The 17,234-nt window shown below is 62.8% G+C and carries 15 protein-coding genes; 12 read left to right on the top strand and 3 right to left on the bottom strand.

Annotation, left to right across the window (positions count from 1 at the left end):
- Position 1: 1 nt before the first annotated feature.
- Positions 2-1,060, bottom strand: coding sequence for a biotin synthase BioB (gene bioB, locus QYE47_RS08050; protein WP_014589423.1), 1,059 nt, complete (start codon positions 1,058-1,060; stop codon positions 2-4).
- A gap of 89 nt (positions 1,061-1,149) precedes the next feature.
- Between bioB and QYE47_RS08045 the strand changes: the two genes are divergently transcribed.
- The 4 genes from QYE47_RS08045 to rarD all read left to right on the top strand — a co-directional run bounded on the left by QYE47_RS08045 (position 1,150) and on the right by rarD (position 4,723).
- Positions 1,150-1,881: a ComF family protein gene (locus tag QYE47_RS08045; protein ID WP_014589422.1), complete on the top strand. Its 732-nt coding sequence runs from the start codon at positions 1,150-1,152 to the stop codon at positions 1,879-1,881.
- A 49-nt stretch (positions 1,882-1,930) separates the two neighbouring features.
- Positions 1,931-2,695: a TOBE domain-containing protein gene (locus QYE47_RS08040; RefSeq protein WP_070383368.1), complete on the top strand. Its 765-nt coding sequence runs from the start codon at positions 1,931-1,933 to the stop codon at positions 2,693-2,695.
- Positions 2,696-2,796: 101 nt separating this feature from the next.
- Positions 2,797-3,771: a serine/threonine protein kinase gene (locus QYE47_RS08035; protein WP_070383367.1), complete on the top strand. Its 975-nt coding sequence runs from the start codon at positions 2,797-2,799 to the stop codon at positions 3,769-3,771.
- Positions 3,772-3,835: 64 nt separating this feature from the next.
- The gene (gene rarD, locus QYE47_RS08030) at positions 3,836-4,723 is read left to right on the top strand and encodes an EamA family transporter RarD (protein ID WP_014589418.1); all 888 of its coding nucleotides are present in this window, start codon (positions 3,836-3,838) and stop codon (positions 4,721-4,723) included.
- Between the two features lie 324 nt (positions 4,724-5,047).
- On the opposite strand, the gene QYE47_RS08025 is transcribed toward rarD, so the two are convergent.
- Positions 5,048-5,566 (bottom strand): ACT domain-containing protein, encoded by a 519-nt coding sequence (locus tag QYE47_RS08025; RefSeq protein WP_070383366.1) that lies wholly within the window; start codon positions 5,564-5,566, stop codon positions 5,048-5,050.
- 449 nt (positions 5,567-6,015) lie between these two features.
- Between QYE47_RS08025 and QYE47_RS08020 the strand changes: the two genes are divergently transcribed.
- The gene (locus QYE47_RS08020) at positions 6,016-8,193 is read left to right on the top strand and encodes a malate synthase G (protein WP_070383365.1); all 2,178 of its coding nucleotides are present in this window, start codon (positions 6,016-6,018) and stop codon (positions 8,191-8,193) included.
- 45 nt (positions 8,194-8,238) lie between these two features.
- Here the strand turns inward: QYE47_RS08020 and QYE47_RS08015 are convergent, their stop codons facing one another.
- Positions 8,239-8,784 carry a response regulator gene (locus tag QYE47_RS08015; protein ID WP_019437059.1) on the bottom strand — a complete coding sequence of 182 codons (546 nt, stop codon included), beginning with the start codon at positions 8,782-8,784 and terminating at the stop codon, positions 8,239-8,241.
- Between the two features lie 116 nt (positions 8,785-8,900).
- Between QYE47_RS08015 and QYE47_RS08010 the strand changes: the two genes are divergently transcribed.
- From QYE47_RS08010 to QYE47_RS07980, 7 genes are all read left to right on the top strand, one after another.
- Complete coding sequence (locus QYE47_RS08010; protein ID WP_014589414.1) at positions 8,901-10,838, top strand: putative nucleotidyltransferase substrate binding domain-containing protein; 1,938 nt, start codon at positions 8,901-8,903, stop codon at positions 10,836-10,838.
- Positions 10,835-11,545: a PolC-type DNA polymerase III gene (locus tag QYE47_RS08005; protein ID WP_010951705.1), complete on the top strand. Its 711-nt coding sequence runs from the start codon at positions 10,835-10,837 to the stop codon at positions 11,543-11,545. Before QYE47_RS08010 ends, QYE47_RS08005 begins: the two co-directional genes overlap by 4 nt.
- A gap of 147 nt (positions 11,546-11,692) precedes the next feature.
- Entirely contained in the window at positions 11,693-12,211 is a 519-nt protein-coding gene (locus tag QYE47_RS08000; RefSeq protein ID WP_010951704.1) for an RNA polymerase sigma factor, read from the top strand.
- Complete coding sequence (locus tag QYE47_RS07995) at positions 12,208-13,164, top strand: FecR domain-containing protein (protein WP_014589412.1); 957 nt, start codon at positions 12,208-12,210, stop codon at positions 13,162-13,164. Before QYE47_RS08000 ends, QYE47_RS07995 begins: the two co-directional genes overlap by 4 nt.
- Positions 13,165-13,416: 252 nt before the next feature.
- Entirely contained in the window at positions 13,417-15,849 is a 2,433-nt protein-coding gene (locus QYE47_RS07990) for a TonB-dependent siderophore receptor (RefSeq protein WP_070383364.1), read from the top strand.
- A 56-nt stretch (positions 15,850-15,905) separates the two neighbouring features.
- Positions 15,906-17,018, top strand: coding sequence for a PepSY domain-containing protein (locus QYE47_RS07985; RefSeq protein WP_014589410.1), 1,113 nt, complete (start codon positions 15,906-15,908; stop codon positions 17,016-17,018).
- Complete coding sequence (locus tag QYE47_RS07980; RefSeq protein ID WP_011953272.1) at positions 17,015-17,200, top strand: hypothetical protein; 186 nt, start codon at positions 17,015-17,017, stop codon at positions 17,198-17,200. The genes QYE47_RS07985 and QYE47_RS07980 overlap by 4 nt, the downstream gene beginning before the upstream one ends.
- Positions 17,201-17,234: the final 34 nt, after the last annotated feature.

The raw sequence follows: 17,234 nt of genomic DNA, 5'->3' as shown, positions 1-17,234 counted from the left end.
GTCAGGCTGTCGCGGCGTCGTAGAACATCTCGCTGCTGCGCTGCTCGACCAGCGCTTGCTCGATGGCTGCCTGGTGCACTTCGTCGGCGTGCTCTTCACGCGCTTCGGGCTTGATGCCCAGGCGTGCGAACAGCTGCATGTCCTTGTCGGCCTGGGGGTTGGCGGTGGTCAACAGCTTTTCGCCGTAGAAGATCGAGTTGGCGCCCGCCATAAAGGCCAGGGCCTGCATCTGCTCGTTCATCTGCTCGCGGCCGGCGGACAGGCGCACGTGAGACTTGGGCATGAGGATCCGGGCCACGGCCAGCATACGGATAAAGTCGAACGGGTCGACGTCCTCTTCCTCAGCCAGCGGCGTGCCGGCCACCTTGACCAGCATGTTGATCGGCACCGACTCCGGATGCTCCGGTAGGTTGGCCAGCTGGATCAGCAGGCCGGCACGGTCATCCAGCGACTCACCCATGCCCAGAATGCCACCAGAGCAGATTTTCATCCCGGCATCGCGCACGTAGGCCAGGGTCTGCAGGCGCTCGCTGTAGGTACGCGTGGTGATGATGCTGCCGTAGAACTCCGGCGAGGTGTCGAGGTTGTGGTTGTAGTAGTCCAGACCAGCCTGGGCCAGGGCCTTGGTCTGCTCCTGGTCGAGTTTGCCGAGGGTCATGCAGGTTTCCAGGCCCATGGCCTTGACGCCTTTGACCATCTCCAGCACGTAGGGCATGTCTTTGGCCGACGGGTGTTTCCACGCCGCCCCCATGCAGAAACGGGTAGAACCGATGGCTTTGGCGCGGGCAGCTTCCTCCAGCACCTTCTGCACTTCCATCAGCTTCTGTTTCTCCAGCCCGGTGTTGTAGTGACCGGACTGCGGACAATATTTGCAATCTTCCGGACAGGCGCCGGTCTTGATCGACAGCAAGGTCGAAACCTGCACGCGGTTGGGGTCGAAATGCGCGCGGTGCACGGTCTGCGCCTGGAACAGCAAGTCATTGAACGGTTGCTGGAACAGCGCCTTGACCTCGGCCAGGGACCAGTCGTGACGTGTTGTTGCAGTTGTGCTGGCGCTCATCGGCGTTTCCTTGTTTAGGCTGTAGCTGGCGCCGGGACAGGAAAGCCCGCCAGCGCATCACGGATAGCTCGCATAGTCATGGAAGGCCTATGAACTGTCAACTGCACTGGAAGCGACTGGTTTACAAGTGCTCACTTATTAATCAGAAGTGCTTGTTATGCGATGAGCCTGCCGAACAGCATTACCCGCTGTGCATCACCTGCGAACAGGCGCTGCCCTGGCTGGGTGATCAGTGCCGGCATTGCGCCCTGCCCCTGCCTATGGCCGGCTTGACCTGCGCCCCATGTGGCCGCTGCTTGCCGGCCTTCGATCAGGTCATTGCCCTGTGGCATTTCGGCTTTCCGGTTGACACGTTGATCAGCCGTTTCAAGCACAATCGCCAATGGCCTTTGGGGCGCCTGATGGCTGAACTGCTGGGGCAGGGGCTGCTGTATCGCTATGCCGAAGGGTTGCCTCGCCCTGACCTGCTGTTGCCTGTGCCTTTGGCCAGGCGTCGACTGCGCGAGCGGGGGTTCAACCAGGCAGGGATGCTTGGGCGGTGGTTGTCATCGCACGTCGGCGTAACCTGCAACGAGCGTTTGCTGGTCCGCACACGCGAGACACCGGCACAGCAACATCTGGGCGCCAAGGCACGGCAGCGCAATTTACGCCAGGCGTTCGCGGTAAAGGGCGAACTGGAAGGCAAGCATGTCGCCATCGTCGATGATGTGTTGACCACCGGTGCCACTGCGCAGGCTATCGCCCAGGCACTGCGCAAGGCAGGTGCGCGGCGGGTGGATGTGTATTGCCTGGCACGTACGCCCAAACCGGGGTATGTATGACCAGGCGCGACCTGCCCATTTGTAAAGCACCCTTGTATACGGAATACCCATGTCCCTACCCTCCGTTCTCACCCAGCACATCGCCCGCCGCCCACAGCGCATCGCGCTGCTGCAGCACATTGCCGAACAAGGCTCGATCACCCGCGCCGCCAAGGCCGCGGGTATCAGCTACAAGGCGGCCTGGGATGCCATCGACGAGCTCAACAATCTGGCCAGCCAGCCCTTGGTCAAGCGCAGCACCGGTGGCCGTGGCGGTGGCGGTGCGCATCTGTCGCCGGAAGGCGAGCGGGTGTTGCGCCTGTACCAAAGGCTGCAGGCCCTGCAGGCACAAATCCTTGAGGCCGCCGAAGAATCCGGCGACCTCGACCTGCTCGGGCGCCTGATGCTACGCACCAGTGCGCGCAACCAGTTGCAGGGCCAGGTCAGCGGACTGCGCCCTGAAGGCCGGTATGACCGCGTCAGCCTGGCATTGGGTGGCGGGTTGGAGATCGATGCGCTGATCACCCACGACAGCACGGCGCGCCTGGAGCTGACCCTGGGAACGATGGTGGTGGCGCTGCTAAAGGCCGGGTGGGTGCGGTTGCTGGCGCAAGAGGAAGAAGCCGAGGGAGGCAGCAACTGTTTGAGCGCAACGGTGGAAGAAGTGCTGGCCGAGGAGGATGGCCCCAGCGAGGTCAGGCTGGCGCTGGGTAATGGTCAGACGTTGTGTGCCATTGCAGAGGCGCAGTGGTTGGCTGGGCAACAAGTGGCGGCCGGCAGCTCGGTGCGGGTGCAGTTCCATCCGTCCTATGTGCTGATCGGGATACCGGCATAGCCTGGCCACACGGCAAGCGGATTGCGGGCCTGCCTGTGAAGAAGCCGGCACAGGCATAACGCGCTACCATGGCCCCACGCCGCTTACCCTCCGGAGCCACCATGTCCCACCCCTTCGACACCCTCACCCCCGACCTGGTCCTGGACGCAGTGGAAAGCCTGGGCTTTCTCAGCGACGCTCGGGTGCTGGCGCTGAACAGCTACGAGAACCGCGTGTACCAGGTGGGCATCGAAGACGCGCAGCCGTTGATTGCCAAGTTCTACCGCCCAGGCCGCTGGAGCGATGCAGCCATCCTCGAAGAACACGCCTTCACGGCCGAACTCGCCGACTGCGAAGTCCCGGTGGTTGCGCCCATGCAGCACGATGACCGCACTTTGTTCGAACACAAGGGCTTCCGCTTCACGCTGTTCCCCCGTCGCGGCGGCCACGCCCCCGAACCTGGCAACCTCGACCAGTTGTATCGCCTGGGCCAGTTACTTGGCCGCCTGCATGCCGTGGGCGCCAGCAAGCCGTTCAAGCACCGTGAGGCACTGGCTGTGGACAACTTTGGCCACGCCTCGCTGAACACCTTGCTGGAGGGTAATTTTGTCCCGCGTGAACTGCTGCCGGCGTTCGAGTCCGTGGCCCGCGATCTGCTCAAGCGGGTGGAGGAAATCTACGCTCGCACACCACACCAGCTCATCCGCCTGCACGGCGACCTGCACCCCGGCAACCTGATGCACCGTGACGAGGTGTACCACGTGGTCGACCTCGACGATTGCCGCATGGGCCCAGCGGTGCAAGATCTGTGGATGATGCTGGCCGGCAACCGTGAGGAGCGCCTGGGGCAACTGGCCGAGCTGATCGACGGCTACAACGAGTTCCACGACTTCGACCCGCGCGAACTGGCCCTGATCGAGCCCCTGCGCGCCCTGCGCCAGCTGCACTATAGCGCCTGGCTGGCAAGGCGCTGGGACGACCCGGCGTTCCCGCCCAGCTTCCCTTGGTTCGGCCAGCCACGCTACTGGGGCGACCAGATTCTCGCCTTGCGCGAACAGATGGCTGCGCTGGATGAAGCTCCGCTGAAATTGTTCTAGAAGCACGCCCGCCTCTGTCTACAATAGGCGTCGCTTTATTTAGCAACCTAAGCAAGGATTCTGCATGCACGCCGCAAACCCGCGTCGCGGGTACATACTGGGCTTGAGCGCCTACATCATCTGGGGCCTTTTCCCCCTCTACTTCAAGGCAATCCAGAGCGTCCCGGCGGTGGAGATCATTGTCCACCGGGTGCTCTGGTCAGCACTGTTCGGCTCGCTGCTGCTACTGGTGTGGAAACACCCCGGCTGGTGGCGTGAACTGCGCAACAACCCGCGCCGGCTGGGCATCCTGGCACTGAGCGGGGCACTGATCGCCGGTAACTGGCTGACCTACGTGTGGTCGGTGAACAACGGCCGTATGCTCGAGGCCAGCCTGGGCTATTACATCAACCCGCTGATCAATGTACTGCTGGGCATGCTGATTCTTGGTGAGCGCCTGCGCCGCCTGCAATGGCTGGCGGTGGGCATGGCTGCCGTGGGTGTGGCGCAGCAGGTGTGGCAAGTGGGCAGCCTGCCGTGGGTGTCGCTGGTGCTGGCGTTGAGCTTCGGCTTCTATGGGCTGATCCGTAAGCAGGCGCCGGTGGCTGCGCTGCCCGGCCTGGTGGTGGAAACCTGGATGCTGGTACCGCTGGCCATTGGCTGGCTGCTACTGCACCCGGCAGCGATGAGTGCCCAGGGCGCGTTCTATACCAGCAGCGAGGCGCTGTGGCTGATGGCGGCCGGGCCGGTGACGCTGGTGCCGCTGGTATGCTTCAACGCCGCCGCACGGCACCTGCCGTACACCACGCTGGGCTTCCTGCAGTACCTGGCGCCGACCTTGGTGCTGTTGCAGGCCGTAGTGCTGTTCGACGAGCATTTGTCGTCGAGCACCCTGGCGGCCTTCATGTTCATTTGGGCAGGTTTGGCGATTTACAGCGTCGATGCATGGCTGAACTTGCGCAAACGTAGCTGATCAGAAAACGATCAAAACTCTGCAGGTCATGTAGCGCCTGGCCTGCAGAGACATCTCCATAGGTTATCCACACCCTCGTCCCCGCGCTTTGTGCACAAGCCGCTGATAATTGGGCATTTTTTGAGCAAAACAGTACAGGACACGTGATACCTGGGCTGGAGAGGTACACCCCCAGGTTATCCACAGGGCCTTCCCCGTGATATCGGGATAACCGCAGATGGCCGCTTCGCGACACAAGACCGACATTTGTCCGGTGTACACAGGACCCTGAGGGAGCGGCCTTGTGTCGCGATTGGGCCGCAAAGCGGCCCCGGCAGCCTCTGTTCAATCCTCTGCCCGCAGCTTCAACTCCACCATCAAGTCATCCGCCAAGCTCTCTAGCTTCTGCTGCAGTTCATCCAGCGGCAAGGTCAGCGGCAGCGCCAGCAACGCGTCAGCGTGGAACAACGGCTCACTGCTCATCGGCGCCGGCCGCACTTCTGTGGAAAACCGCTCGACGTTTACCTGCAACTCGGCCAGCAAGCGGGTAATGTCCCGCACGATACCCGGCCGGTCGTTACCCACCAGCTCCATGGCAATTGGCCTCCAGGTGCACGACGGCTCGATCCCGCTCTCGGCAATCAGCACGCGAATGTCATACCTGGCCAGCCCCTGCAGCGAGGCCACAAGCTCGGCGTAATTCTCTGCCGGCACCGCCACCCGCAGAATCCCAGCAAACTGCCCGGCCATACGCGACATGCGGCTTTCCAGCCAGTTACCACTGTGGTCGGCAATGCACTGGGCAATACGTTCGACCTGGCCGGCCTTGTCAGGGGCAATTACAGTCAGTACAAGATGATCCACAAGCCCTTCCTCGTGTCGGACCGCGCCGGGCGGCAGAAAATCAGGGGATCGAGTCAGTATAGGCAAGGCGCGGCAACCTGCCGCAGGGCAATCTGCACAGCCAATCGTGTACTGTTTCAAGATTTATCTGGAACAATCCACCTGTTTTTTGCGAACATACCTACTCCCAGCGTGACCATACGCGACCAACGGGTCGCATAACGGCGCTTTTAGTCTGATTTTGCCCCGCCTACTGCTTCATGTAGTATCCCGTGGCGCGGACTACAAAACGTCGTTTGGATGTCTGCCAAGGCGCCTGTGAAAATACGCACACTGCCCGCCAGCCTGTCTGGCAGGCCGCACCCAGCCGCCCCCGAGCAACCCCGGAGGCATGCACTGGTGCCGTGTTTAGAGAAGCGCTACAGGCTTAATACAGAAGAGCGAAATAGCTGAGCAGAGTGAGGCAAGCAATGACTGGATACGTTCAAGTCGGTGGCCTTCAGGTCGCCAAGGTCCTGTACGACTTCGTGAACAACGAAGCCATCCCCGGGACCGGCATCGTCGCCGAGCAGTTCTGGGCGGGTGCAGAGAAGATCATCAATGACCTCGCTCCAAAGAACAAAGCCCTGCTCGCCAAGCGCGACGAGCTGCAAGCCAAGATCGACGCCTGGCACCAGGCACGCAAAGGCCAGGCCCACGACGCCGCAGCCTACAAAGCATTCCTCCAGGAAATCGGCTACCTGCTGCCACAAGCCGACGATTTCCAGGCCACCACCCAGAATGTGGACGAAGAAATCGCCCACATGGCCGGTCCACAACTGGTCGTGCCGGTGATGAACGCCCGCTTCGCCCTGAACGCCGCCAACGCCCGCTGGGGTTCGCTGTACGATGCCCTGTACGGCACCGACGCCATCAGCGATGAAGGCGGCGCCGAAAAAGGCCAGGGTTACAACAAGATACGCGGCGACAAGGTCATCGCCTTCGCCCGCGCCTTCCTCGACGAAGCCGCGCCACTGGCCGCCGGCTCGCACGTCGACTCCACGGGCTATCGCATCGAAGGCGGCAAGCTGGTTGTTGCCCTGAAAGGCGGCAGCAACACTGGCCTACGCGACGATGCGCAACTGATTGGCTTCCACGGCGACGCCGCCGCGCCCACTGCTGTGCTGCTCAAGCACAACGGCCTGCACTTCGAAATCCAGGTCGATGCCAGCACCCCGGTCGGCAGCACCGACGCCGCTGGCGTCAAAGACATCCTGATGGAGTCGGCACTGACCACCATCATGGACTGCGAAGACTCGGTTGCAGCCGTCGACGCTGACGACAAAGTCATCGTCTACCGCAACTGGCTGGGCTTGATGAAAGGCGACCTGGCCGAAAGCGTGAGCAAGGGTGGCAAAACCTTCACCCGCACCATGAACCCGGACCGCGAGTACGCTGCGCCTAACGGCGGCAGCGTGACCCTGCACGGTCGTTCGTTGCTGTTCGTGCGCAACGTTGGCCACCTGATGACCAACCCGGCGATCCTCGATGCCCAGGGCAACGAAATCCCCGAAGGTATCCAGGACGGGCTGTTCACCAACCTGATCGCCCTGCACAATCTCAACGGTAACACTAGCCGCAAGAATACCCGCAGCGGCAGCGTGTACATCGTCAAGCCGAAGATGCACGGCCCTGAGGAAGTGGCCTTCGCCGCCGAGATCTTCAGCCAGGTCGAAGACCTGCTGGGCATGCCGCGCAACACCGTCAAGGTCGGCATCATGGACGAGGAACGCCGTACCACGGTCAACCTCAAATCCTGCATCAAGGCAGCCGCCGAGCGCGTGGCGTTCATCAATACCGGCTTCCTTGACCGCACTGGCGATGAAATCCACACCTCGATGGAAGCCGGCGCCGTGGTGCGCAAAGGTGCCATGAAGAACGAGAAGTGGATCGGCGCCTACGAAAACAACAACGTCGACGTTGGCCTGGCCACCGGCCTGCAAGGCCGTGCGCAGATCGGCAAAGGCATGTGGGCCATGCCTGACCTGATGGCCGCCATGCTCGAGCAGAAGATCGCCCACCCACTGGCCGGTGCCAACACCGCCTGGGTACCGTCGCCAACTGCCGCCACCCTGCACGCCCTGCACTACCACAAGGTGGACGTACAGGCGCGCCAGCGTGAACTGGCTTCACGTACCCCGGCGTCGGTGGATGACATTCTGGCCATTCCGCTGGCTGCCGACACCAACTGGTCGGCCGAAGAGATCCGCAACGAGCTGGACAACAACGCCCAGGGCATTCTCGGCTACGTGGTGCGCTGGATCGACCAGGGCGTGGGTTGCTCGAAGGTGCCGGACATCAACAACGTCGGCCTGATGGAAGACCGTGCCACCCTGCGCATCTCCGCCCAGCTGCTGGCCAACTGGCTGCGCCACGGCGTGGTCAGCCAGGAACAGGTGCTGGAAAGCCTCAAGCGCATGGCCGTGGTGGTCGATCAGCAGAACGCTGGCGACCCCCTGTACCGCCCGATGGAGCCGAATTTCGACGACAACGTGGCGTTCCAGGCGGCTGTGGAACTGGTAGTGGAAGGTGGCAAGCAACCGAACGGTTATACCGAGCCGGTACTGCACCGCCGTCGCCGCGAGTTCAAGGCGCGTAACGGGTTGTAAGCAGCATCTGCGCCAGGGGGGCCGTTTTACGGTCCCCCCTGCGCATCATCCAATTTTCAGTTCTTTGTTCACCAGCTCCAACAGCTTGCCCAGATCCACCGGCTTGAGCAGGAAGTCCACCACCCCCAGGTGCATCACATCCACTGCCTCTTCCACATCGGTGTCGCCCGACACCACAATGATCGACAACGCCGCCCGCTCCGACGCACGAATCGTCCTGATCAAGTCCAATCCACTTTCAGGCTGCATGCGTAAATCGGTAATCATCAAACCAATACGCTTCTGATAGTGCAGGTACAACCTGGCTTCCTCGGCCCCATCCGCCCCCACCGCATCGATGCCCCGGCTTTTCAGGTACAGAATCAGCGCCTCGCGGTTAACCGCGTTGTCATCCACCACCAGCACCAACGGTCTGGCTGCCACAGGCGCATTTTGGTTTATCACAGCCAAGGCCTCGCGCTCGGCGTCGCTCAGGATGTCGGTGTGCTCAGGCATGCTCATCTCGTCAAAAAAATTCCGCTTCAGCATTAGGACCGCATTACTCGCGTAACCCGTTTCGCCTTTCGTCGGGTCTTTGACAAGGGCGCTCATAGACTTACGTCCAATGGGCACCACCCCGCCGCAAGCCGACCATGGAGGCAGAGAACAACATGGCCGGTACCTATATATAGATATATATAGTTCGGCATAGCGATACGGTCAGTTTCATGAGCAAAAAGGACGCCTACAGCCAGGCGGGCAAGACAGCGGTACTGCAAAACATTCAAGGCACATTGCAGTTCCTGCAGCGCTTTCCGCCGTTCAACCAGATGGAGCACAGCCACCTGGCCTTCTTGGTCGAGCAGTGCCAGCTGCGCTTCTACGCCTGCGGTGAAAGCATCGTCAAACCTGCCGACGGGCCGGTCGAGCACTTCTACATCGTCAAGCAGGGCCGCGTGGTTGGCGAGCGCCAGCACCTGGCCAAACCAGGTGTCGAGACCACGTTCGAGATCACCAGCGGCGAGTGCTTCCCGCTGGCAGCCCTGCTGGGTGAGCGAGCAACCCGCACCGAGCACCTGGCCGGGGAAGACACCTTCTGCCTGCAACTGAACAAGGCCGCATTCATCCGCGTGTTCTCGATGTCTGAAGTGTTTCGGGATTTTGCCCTGCGCGGTGTCAGCAGCCTGCTTGATCAGGTCAATCAGCAAGTACGCCAGCGCGCTGTGGAAACCCTCGGCACCCAATACTCGCTGAACACCCCCCTGGGTGAACTGGCCATGCGTCACCCGGTGGTGTGCAGCGCCAATACGCCCCTGCGCGAAGCCGTGCGGCTGATGCACGAGCAACAGGTGGGCAGCATCGTGGTGGTCGACCCGCAGCGCTACCCCATCGGTATCTTCACCTTGCGCGACCTGCGCCAGGTGGTGGCGACAATAGATGCAGACCTGGGCGCCGCCATCGACCGGCACATGACGGCCAAACCGTTCTACCTCCCACCCCAGGCCAGCGCCTTCGATGCCGCCATGGCCATGACCGAGCGGCATATTGCCCATGTATGCCTGGTGGAGAACCGGCGCCTGTGCGGGGTGGTTTCCGAGCGCGACCTGTTTTCCCTGCAACGGGTCGATCTGGTTCACCTGGCACGCACCATACGCCATGCGCCCCGCCTGGATACGCTGGTTTCACTGCGGGGCGAAATCAGCCAGCTTGTAGAACGCATGCTGGCCCATGGCGCATCGTCGACGCAGATCACCCAGATCATTACCTTGCTCAACGACCATACCGTGTGCCGAGTCATCGAACTGGCCCTGGCCGAACGTGGCGACCCGGGCGTGCCGTTCAGCTGGCTGTGCTTTGGCAGCGAAGGACGACGCGAGCAGACCCTGCACACGGACCAGGACAACGGCATCCTCTTCGAAGCAGTCGACAGCGCCGAGGCCGACGCCATCCGCGCTCGCCTGCTGCCGCTGGCGCAATACATCAACCAGTGCCTGGCCCAGTGCGGTTTTACCCTGTGCATGGGTAACGTCATGGCCGGCAACCCAGAACTGTGCCTGTCGCGCAGCGAGTGGGCGCGACGCTTTGCCGGGTTTGTTCGCGAAGCCAGCCCGGAGAACCTGCTGGGCTCGAGCATCTACTTCGACCTACGGGTAGTGTGGGGCGACGAGCAAGGCTGCGAGCAACTGCGCCAGGGCCTGCTGGCACAGGTAGCCGACAACCGCATCTTCCAGCGCATGATGGCTGACAACGCCCTGCGCCAACGCCCGCCAGTGGGCCGGTTGCGCGAGTTCGTGCTGACACGCCAGGGCAACGACAAGGCGGCGACTCTCGACCTCAAGGTCCAGGGCCTGACGCCCTTCGTGGATGGTGCCCGTTTGCTCGCTCTGGCCAATGGCATAGCTGCCTGCAATACCCTGGAGCGCCTGCGCCAACTGGTAGCCAAGGGCGTGATCGAACCGTTGGACGGCGCCGCCTATGAAGAGGCCTACCACTTCATCCAGCAAACCCGCATGCAGCAGCACCAGCGCCAGATACGCGACAACCTGCCTTACTCCAACCGGCTCGACCCGGACAGCCTCAACCACCTGGACCGGCGCATCCTGCGCGAGTCGCTGCGCCAGGCCCAGCGCCTGCAAAGCAGCCTGGCCTTGAGGTACCAGTTGTGAGCCTGTTCGCCTGGCTGCGCCCCAGCGCGCCCGAGCTGGACCACACCACACGCCAGCGCCTGGCCCGGTTGCCCAAGCCCGTGCCGCTGGGGGTATGTACCCTGCGCGAGCAGCGCTGGGTGGTGCTGGACCTGGAAACCAGCGGGCTCAACCCCAACCGTGATCAGGTACTGTCGATCGGGGCGGTGGCCATCGAAGACGGTGCCATCGACTTTGCCCAGCAGTTCGAACGCACATTGCACCGCCCTTTGCAGAAGACCAACGCCAGCGTACTGATCCACGGCTTGGGCCCCAGCGCCCTGGCTGCCGGTTGCGACCCGGCCGAGGCCCTGCTGGATTTGCTCGATTTCATTGGCAACAGCCCGGTGCTGGCGTTTCACGCGCCATTCGACCAGCGCATGCTGGCCCGTGCGCTGAAAGAGAGCCTGGGTTACCGCTTGCAGTCGCCGTTTCTCGATATTGCCGAACTGGCGCCGATGCTCAACCCCGACACAGTGCTGCGCGAGGCCGGGCTGGATGACTGGGTAGCGCGGTTTGGCTTGCAGGTTGAAGAACGCCATCATGCCAGTGCCGATGCCCAGGTGACCGCAGAACTGGCGCTGATCCTTTTCAGCCAGGCCCGGCGCCAGCAACTGGACAGCCCGCTGCAGCTGGAGCAACGGTTGCGCGGGTGGCGACGGCGCAAGATGCAGAGTCATGGTTTGTAGGGATAGGCACTGAAAATTCCAAGGCATACCCTTCAGCCTTTTCCATGATGGCAATCCGATAAGCGTCCATTGCACCCACCCCCTCCCCTCTGCAACAATCGCGAATAATTATCGTTAGTTAATGCATTCGTTCCGGGGGGACGCTGCTTGTCTTCTGCACAAAGCCCACACGCCGATCTGGTCGGTGCGCTGTACCGCGACCACCGCGGCTGGCTGCTCGCCTGGCTGCAACGCAGCATGGCCTGCCGCCAACGTGCTGAAGACCTGAGCCAGGACACCTTCGTGCGCCTGCTTGGTCGTGAGCAACTGGACACCCCCCGCGAACCCCGCGCGTTTCTGGCCGCCGTGGCCAAGGGGCTGATGTTCGACCACTTCCGCCGCGCTGCGCTGGAGCAGGCCTACCTGGCCGAGCTGGCACTGATCCCTGAAGCTGAACAGCCCTCGCCAGAAATGCAGCACCTGATCCTTGAAGACCTCAAAGCCATTGACCGCCTGCTCGGCAAGCTGTCGAGCAAGGCTCGCGCGGCGTTTCTGCACAGCCGTCTGGACGGCATGGGCCATGCCGAAATTGCCGAGCGCCTTGGCGTTTCGGTATCGCGGGTGCGCCAGTACATCGCCCAAGGGATGCGCCAGTGCTACGTGGCCTTGTACGGGGAGCCGACGTGAGCAACCTCCCGGTTTCGTCCCGGGTCCTGGAAGCCGCGATTGCCTGGAAACTCAGCCTCGGCGACAGCAGCGGCACGCCTGATGAACGCAGTGAATTCATGCGCTGGCATGCCGCCAGCGAAGAGCACGCACGTGCCTGGCGCCAGCTCGGCGCCATGGACCAGCGCGTTAGCGCGGCGGCTGGCCCGGCACGCCAGGCGCTGCTGCAATCGCGCGCCAGCCTGCGGCGACGCATTGGCAAGGTTGGCGGCGGGCTGGCCGGTACGTTTCTGCTCGGCGCGCTGCTGGCATGGGTCGGCGCCCCGTCGCTGGCACCCAGCTACTGGTTGGCCGACCAGCGCACCGCCACGGGAGAGTTGCGTACCTTGCGCCTGGAAGACGGCACACTGCTGAGCCTGAACACCCACACCGCCGTGGACATCGACTACGCCGGCGCGCAACGGGTGATCGTGCTGCACCAGGGCGAAATCTCGGTCGAAACCGGCCACCAGGACCCGCGCCCGCTGCTGGTACGCACTGAAGACGGTCGCTTGCGGCCACTGGGCACGCGCTTCCTGGTGCGCCGCGAAGCCGGCGGTACGCGCCTGGAAGTGCTGCAGGCCTCGGTCGCCGCCATGCCGCATGACAGCGGCGACGAACAGGTGCTGCGCGAAGGCCAGCAGGTGTTGATGAACGCCAACGGCCTCGGCGAGGTTGGCACGGTGCCTGCCGGTGCCGATGCCTGGACCCGCGGCATGCTGGTGGTCGACAACGTACGGCTGGGCGACCTGCTCGCCACATTGGGCCAGTACCGCAGCGGCTACCTCGGGGTGGATGCCAAGGTCGCCGACCTGCGCGTGACCGGCAGCTTCCCGCTGACCAACACCGACCTGGCACTCGCCTCACTGGTGCCAGCGTTGCCGGTGAAGATCGAGCGGCATACCCAGTGGTGGGTGAACGTCACTTCCAAATAGGCCGGGCCTGCTGGCCAATTTCCACCCGCCGTTCACCGTTGCCGCCACCACCGTATTCGCGGGTAAACCCGCTCCTACCACGGTGGTGGGCACACATCGGGGTCGTCGTAGGAGCGGGTTCACCCGCGAAGAGGCCGGTGCTGGCAAACCCCCTTTTAAATAATTCTCAATATTTTTCAGATTCACCCTGACACTTTTCAGATCTCGCTCGGCAAGGAAGCAGCAAGCACTTACCCGTCGAGGAACCGCCGCATGTCCCGTGCCGTTGATCATATCCTGCGCCCCAGCCTGATGGCCCTGGCCATCGGCCTGGCTGCCCCGCTGACCAGCCCTGCCTTGTTCGCCGCCGAGCAATCCACCTCGCGCGCCTACAACCTGCCCAGCGCGCCACTGGCCACCACCCTCAACCAGATCGCCAGCCAGGCCGGCATTGCCTTGGCCATCGACCCGGCACTGGTCAGCGGCCGCACCTCGGCCCCGGTCAGCGGCCAATACGACGGCCTGGGCGCCCTGCAAGCCGCCCTGAGCGGTACCGGCCTGCAGTTGCAGCAGAGCACTGCGGGCAGCTACAGCCTGGTGGCCGTGCCGGATGGCACCCTGGCCTTGCCGGAAACCACCGTGAATGCCACCAGCACCAGCGAAAGCGCCTGGGGCCCGGTTGAAGGCTACGTGGCCAAGCGCACCGCTGCTGGCACCAAGACTGACACGGCACTTGTAGAAGTCCCCCGCTCCATCTCTGTCGCCACCCGCGAGCAAATGAAAGACCGCGGTGTACACAGCCTGGATGATGCAGTGCGCTACATGCCAGGCATCGTCTCCGCCAGCTTCGGCAGCGACACCCGTTATGACTGGATGCGCGTGCGCGGCTTCGAGCCAACGCAGTTCCTCGATGGCCTGCCGCTGCCCCGCGGCGTGTACGCCAACCCGAAAGCCGAAACCTGGAACCTCGACCGCCTCGCCCTGCTGCGCGGCCCGGCCTCTTCGATCTACGGCCAGACCCCACCTGGCGGCCTGCTGGACATGGTCAGCCGCCGCCCGCAAGCGGAAAGCGCTCACGAAATCGAGCTTCAATACGGCAGCGACAACCATCGCCAGATCAACTTCGCCAGCACCGGCAAGATCGACGATGAAGGTCGCTTTCTCTATGGCGTCAGTGGCGTTATCCGTGACAGTGGCACGCAAATTGACCACATTGACAACAAGCGCTACAACATTGCCCCAAGCCTGACCTGGAACATAGACGAAGACACGACGCTGACCTTCCTGACCCAGTTCACCCGTGACGATACCGGTGCCACCAGCCAGTTCCGGCCCATCCAGGGCACCAAGATCGACATGCCGTTCGGCAAGATCTCGCACCACAAGAACCTGGGTGACCCGGATTACGAGTTCTACGACCGCACTTACTACGCGCTGGGTTACGCCTTCGAACACCGCATCAATGACGTCTGGCAATTCCGCCAGAACCTGCGCTACACCAAGTCGGACCTGTCGTTCCAGACCATCACCCCTGGCAGCTACAACAAGAGCTCGCCGCCGGTGCAGGACGATGGCACTGTCAGCCGCATGTCCACCAACACCGATGAAGACATCAGCCAGTTCGCGGTGGACAACAACTTCCAGGCGGACTTCGCTACCGGGGATATCGACCACACGCTGTTGATCGGCCTGGACCACCAGCGCATCAACACCAACTACCTGTCGATCTTCGACTTCAACGTGCCGGACAGCAACGTCAACAACCCGGTCTACGGGCTGCCGATCACTCGCCCGGATCGCTCGACCGCGTTTTACGACTACAACCAGAAAACCCGTCAGACCGGCCTGTACGTGCAGGACCAGATGGCGCTTGGTAACTGGCGCCTGACCCTGGGCGGTCGTGAAGACTGGGTGCACACCGGCACCAAGTTCTTCAACCAGGGCGATGCCACCAATACCCAGCGGGACAAGAAGTTCAGCGGCAACGCAGCCATCAGCTATGTTTTCGACTCGGGCTTTGTGCCGTACCTGTCCTATGCCGAGTCGTTCCAGCCGTCCAGCAATGCCAGTGTGTCGGCCTCGGACTCGTTCAAGCCCACCGAAGGCAAACAGTGGGAGCTGGGCGTGAAGTATCAGCCGCCGGGGTCCAACACCCTGTTGTCGGCAGCCGTGTACGACCTGACTCAGAAAAACGTCTCGGTCACCAACACGGTCGGTGGTGTGACCATCACCAGCCAGACCGGTGAAGTGAAAGTCCGCGGCCTTGAGCTGGAAGCGGTTTCCGATGTGACCGACAACCTGAAGGTCATTGCCGCCTACACCCTGGCCAAGTCCGAGGTGCAGGATGGCGATTTCAAAGGTAACCGCCTGCAACTGATGCCTAACCAGCAAGCGTCCATCTGGGGCGACTACACCTGGCACTCAGGCGTACTCGACGGCTTCGGCATCGGCCTGGGCGCGCGTTATACCGGTAATACCTACGGTGACCAAGGCAATACCTACCTGGGCAAGGCCAAGGCCTACACCGTCTTCGACGGGTCGGTGCATTACGACCTGGGTCGCCTGAACGGCAGCCTGAAGGGCGCGTCGGTAGCAGTCACCGCCACCAACTTGCTGAACAAGGACTACCTCTCTACTTGTGACTCGTACTACTGCTACTACGGCGATGAGCGCAGCGTTGTCGCCAGCGCCACTTACAAGTTCTGAGTGAGCTGGGGTCGCCTTGCGGCCCCGGGTTCCAACCGACAACAATCGGTACCGTGATGAAGAGCCCCACCATCCGCCGCTGGTCCTTGATCCACACCTGGAGCAGCCTGGTCTGTACCCTGTTCCTGCTGTTGCTGGCAGTCACCGGCCTGCCCCTTATCTTCCACCACGAACTCGAACACCTGCTAGGCGACGCCCCTGAACTGCGTGAGATGCCGGCAGGCACCCCGCACCTCGACCTGCAGCAACTGGTGCTCAAGGCCGAACAACATCGCCCCGGCGAGGTCATGCAGTACTTCGGCTACGATGAAGACGAGCCCAACGGCGTGGTCGCCATTACCGCCGCCACGGCCGGCACCGACCCCAACCTGTCGCACACCTTCATGCTCGATGCACGCACCGGCGAGGCGGTGGCCATGCCGGCCGCCAATGGTGGATTCATGATGGTGATGCTGCGCCTGCATGTGGACATGTTTGCAGGCCTGCCGGGCAAGCTGCTGCTGGCCTTCATGGGCGTATTGTTCATTGTCGCGATTGTCTCCGGCACCGTGCTCTATGCGCCATTCATGCGCCGCCTGGAATTCGGCACCGTACGCCACAAGAAATCCCGCCGCCTGCGCTGGCTCGACCTGCACAACCTGATCGGGGTGGTCACCCTGGCCTGGGCATTGACGGTGAGCGTGACCGGGGTAATCAGCGCCCTGTCCGACCTGGTCATCGCGGCCTGGCGCAACGACAGCCTGGCTGCGATGGTTGCCCCCTACCGCGACGCCCCGCCGCTCGTCGAGCGCGCCCCAGCCACTCGCCTGCTGGACATTGCCGAACAGGCCGCGCCGGGCATGCGCCCGGACTTCATCGCGTTTCCTGGCACGCGTTTCTCCAGCGAGCACCACTATGCGGTGTTCATGAACGGTGCCACCCACCTGAGTTCGCACCTGTTCACGCCGGTACTGATCGATGCTCGCACCCTTGCAGTGACTGCCGTAGGCAACCGTCCCTGGTACATGGATGCCATGGGCCTGTCGCAGCCACTGCATTTCGGCGATTACGGCGGGCGACCGATGCAGATCCTCTGGGCGTTACTGGACGTGCTGACAATCATCGTGCTCGGCAGCGGCCTCTATCTGTGGTGGGGCAAGCAGCGCAAACCCAGGGAGGCACGCGCATGAGCCACAGGTCACAAGCCACTGCACGCCTCTTCGCCTGGCCAGCGTTGATTGCCCTGCTTGGCTTCCTGGGCCTGTTCGCCGCACTGCTCGGCGACGGTGGCTGGGACGTTCTGGCATGGGCAGGCCTGGGCCTGCCGGCCCTGCTGAGCCTGCGCGGGCTGCTCTGGCGTCGGGGGCGCTAGCCCGCTACCACCCCGCAACCGCAGGTATTGCCAA

Source organism: Pseudomonas sp. 2,4-D, assembly GCF_030418155.1.
Classification (GTDB): domain Bacteria; phylum Pseudomonadota; class Gammaproteobacteria; order Pseudomonadales; family Pseudomonadaceae; genus Aquipseudomonas; species Aquipseudomonas alloputida.
This window is presented reverse-complemented; position numbering and strand designations above follow the sequence as displayed.

Coding starts and splice junctions, on each gene's coding strand:
- bioB (WP_014589423.1), bottom strand. CDS start 1,060: ATGAGCGCCAGCACAACTGCAACAACACGTCACGACTGGTCCCTGGCC.
- QYE47_RS08045 (WP_014589422.1), top strand. CDS start 1,150: ATGAACTGTCAACTGCACTGGAAGCGACTGGTTTACAAGTGCTCACTT.
- QYE47_RS08040 (WP_070383368.1), top strand. CDS start 1,931: ATGTCCCTACCCTCCGTTCTCACCCAGCACATCGCCCGCCGCCCACAG.
- QYE47_RS08035 (WP_070383367.1), top strand. CDS start 2,797: ATGTCCCACCCCTTCGACACCCTCACCCCCGACCTGGTCCTGGACGCA.
- rarD (WP_014589418.1), top strand. CDS start 3,836: ATGCACGCCGCAAACCCGCGTCGCGGGTACATACTGGGCTTGAGCGCC.
- QYE47_RS08020 (WP_070383365.1), top strand. CDS start 6,016: ATGACTGGATACGTTCAAGTCGGTGGCCTTCAGGTCGCCAAGGTCCTG.
- QYE47_RS08015 (WP_019437059.1), bottom strand. CDS start 8,784: ATGAGCGCCCTTGTCAAAGACCCGACGAAAGGCGAAACGGGTTACGCG.
- QYE47_RS08010 (WP_014589414.1), top strand. CDS start 8,901: ATGAGCAAAAAGGACGCCTACAGCCAGGCGGGCAAGACAGCGGTACTG.
- QYE47_RS07990 (WP_070383364.1), top strand. CDS start 13,417: ATGTCCCGTGCCGTTGATCATATCCTGCGCCCCAGCCTGATGGCCCTG.
- QYE47_RS07985 (WP_014589410.1), top strand. CDS start 15,906: ATGAAGAGCCCCACCATCCGCCGCTGGTCCTTGATCCACACCTGGAGC.
- QYE47_RS07980 (WP_011953272.1), top strand. CDS start 17,015: ATGAGCCACAGGTCACAAGCCACTGCACGCCTCTTCGCCTGGCCAGCG.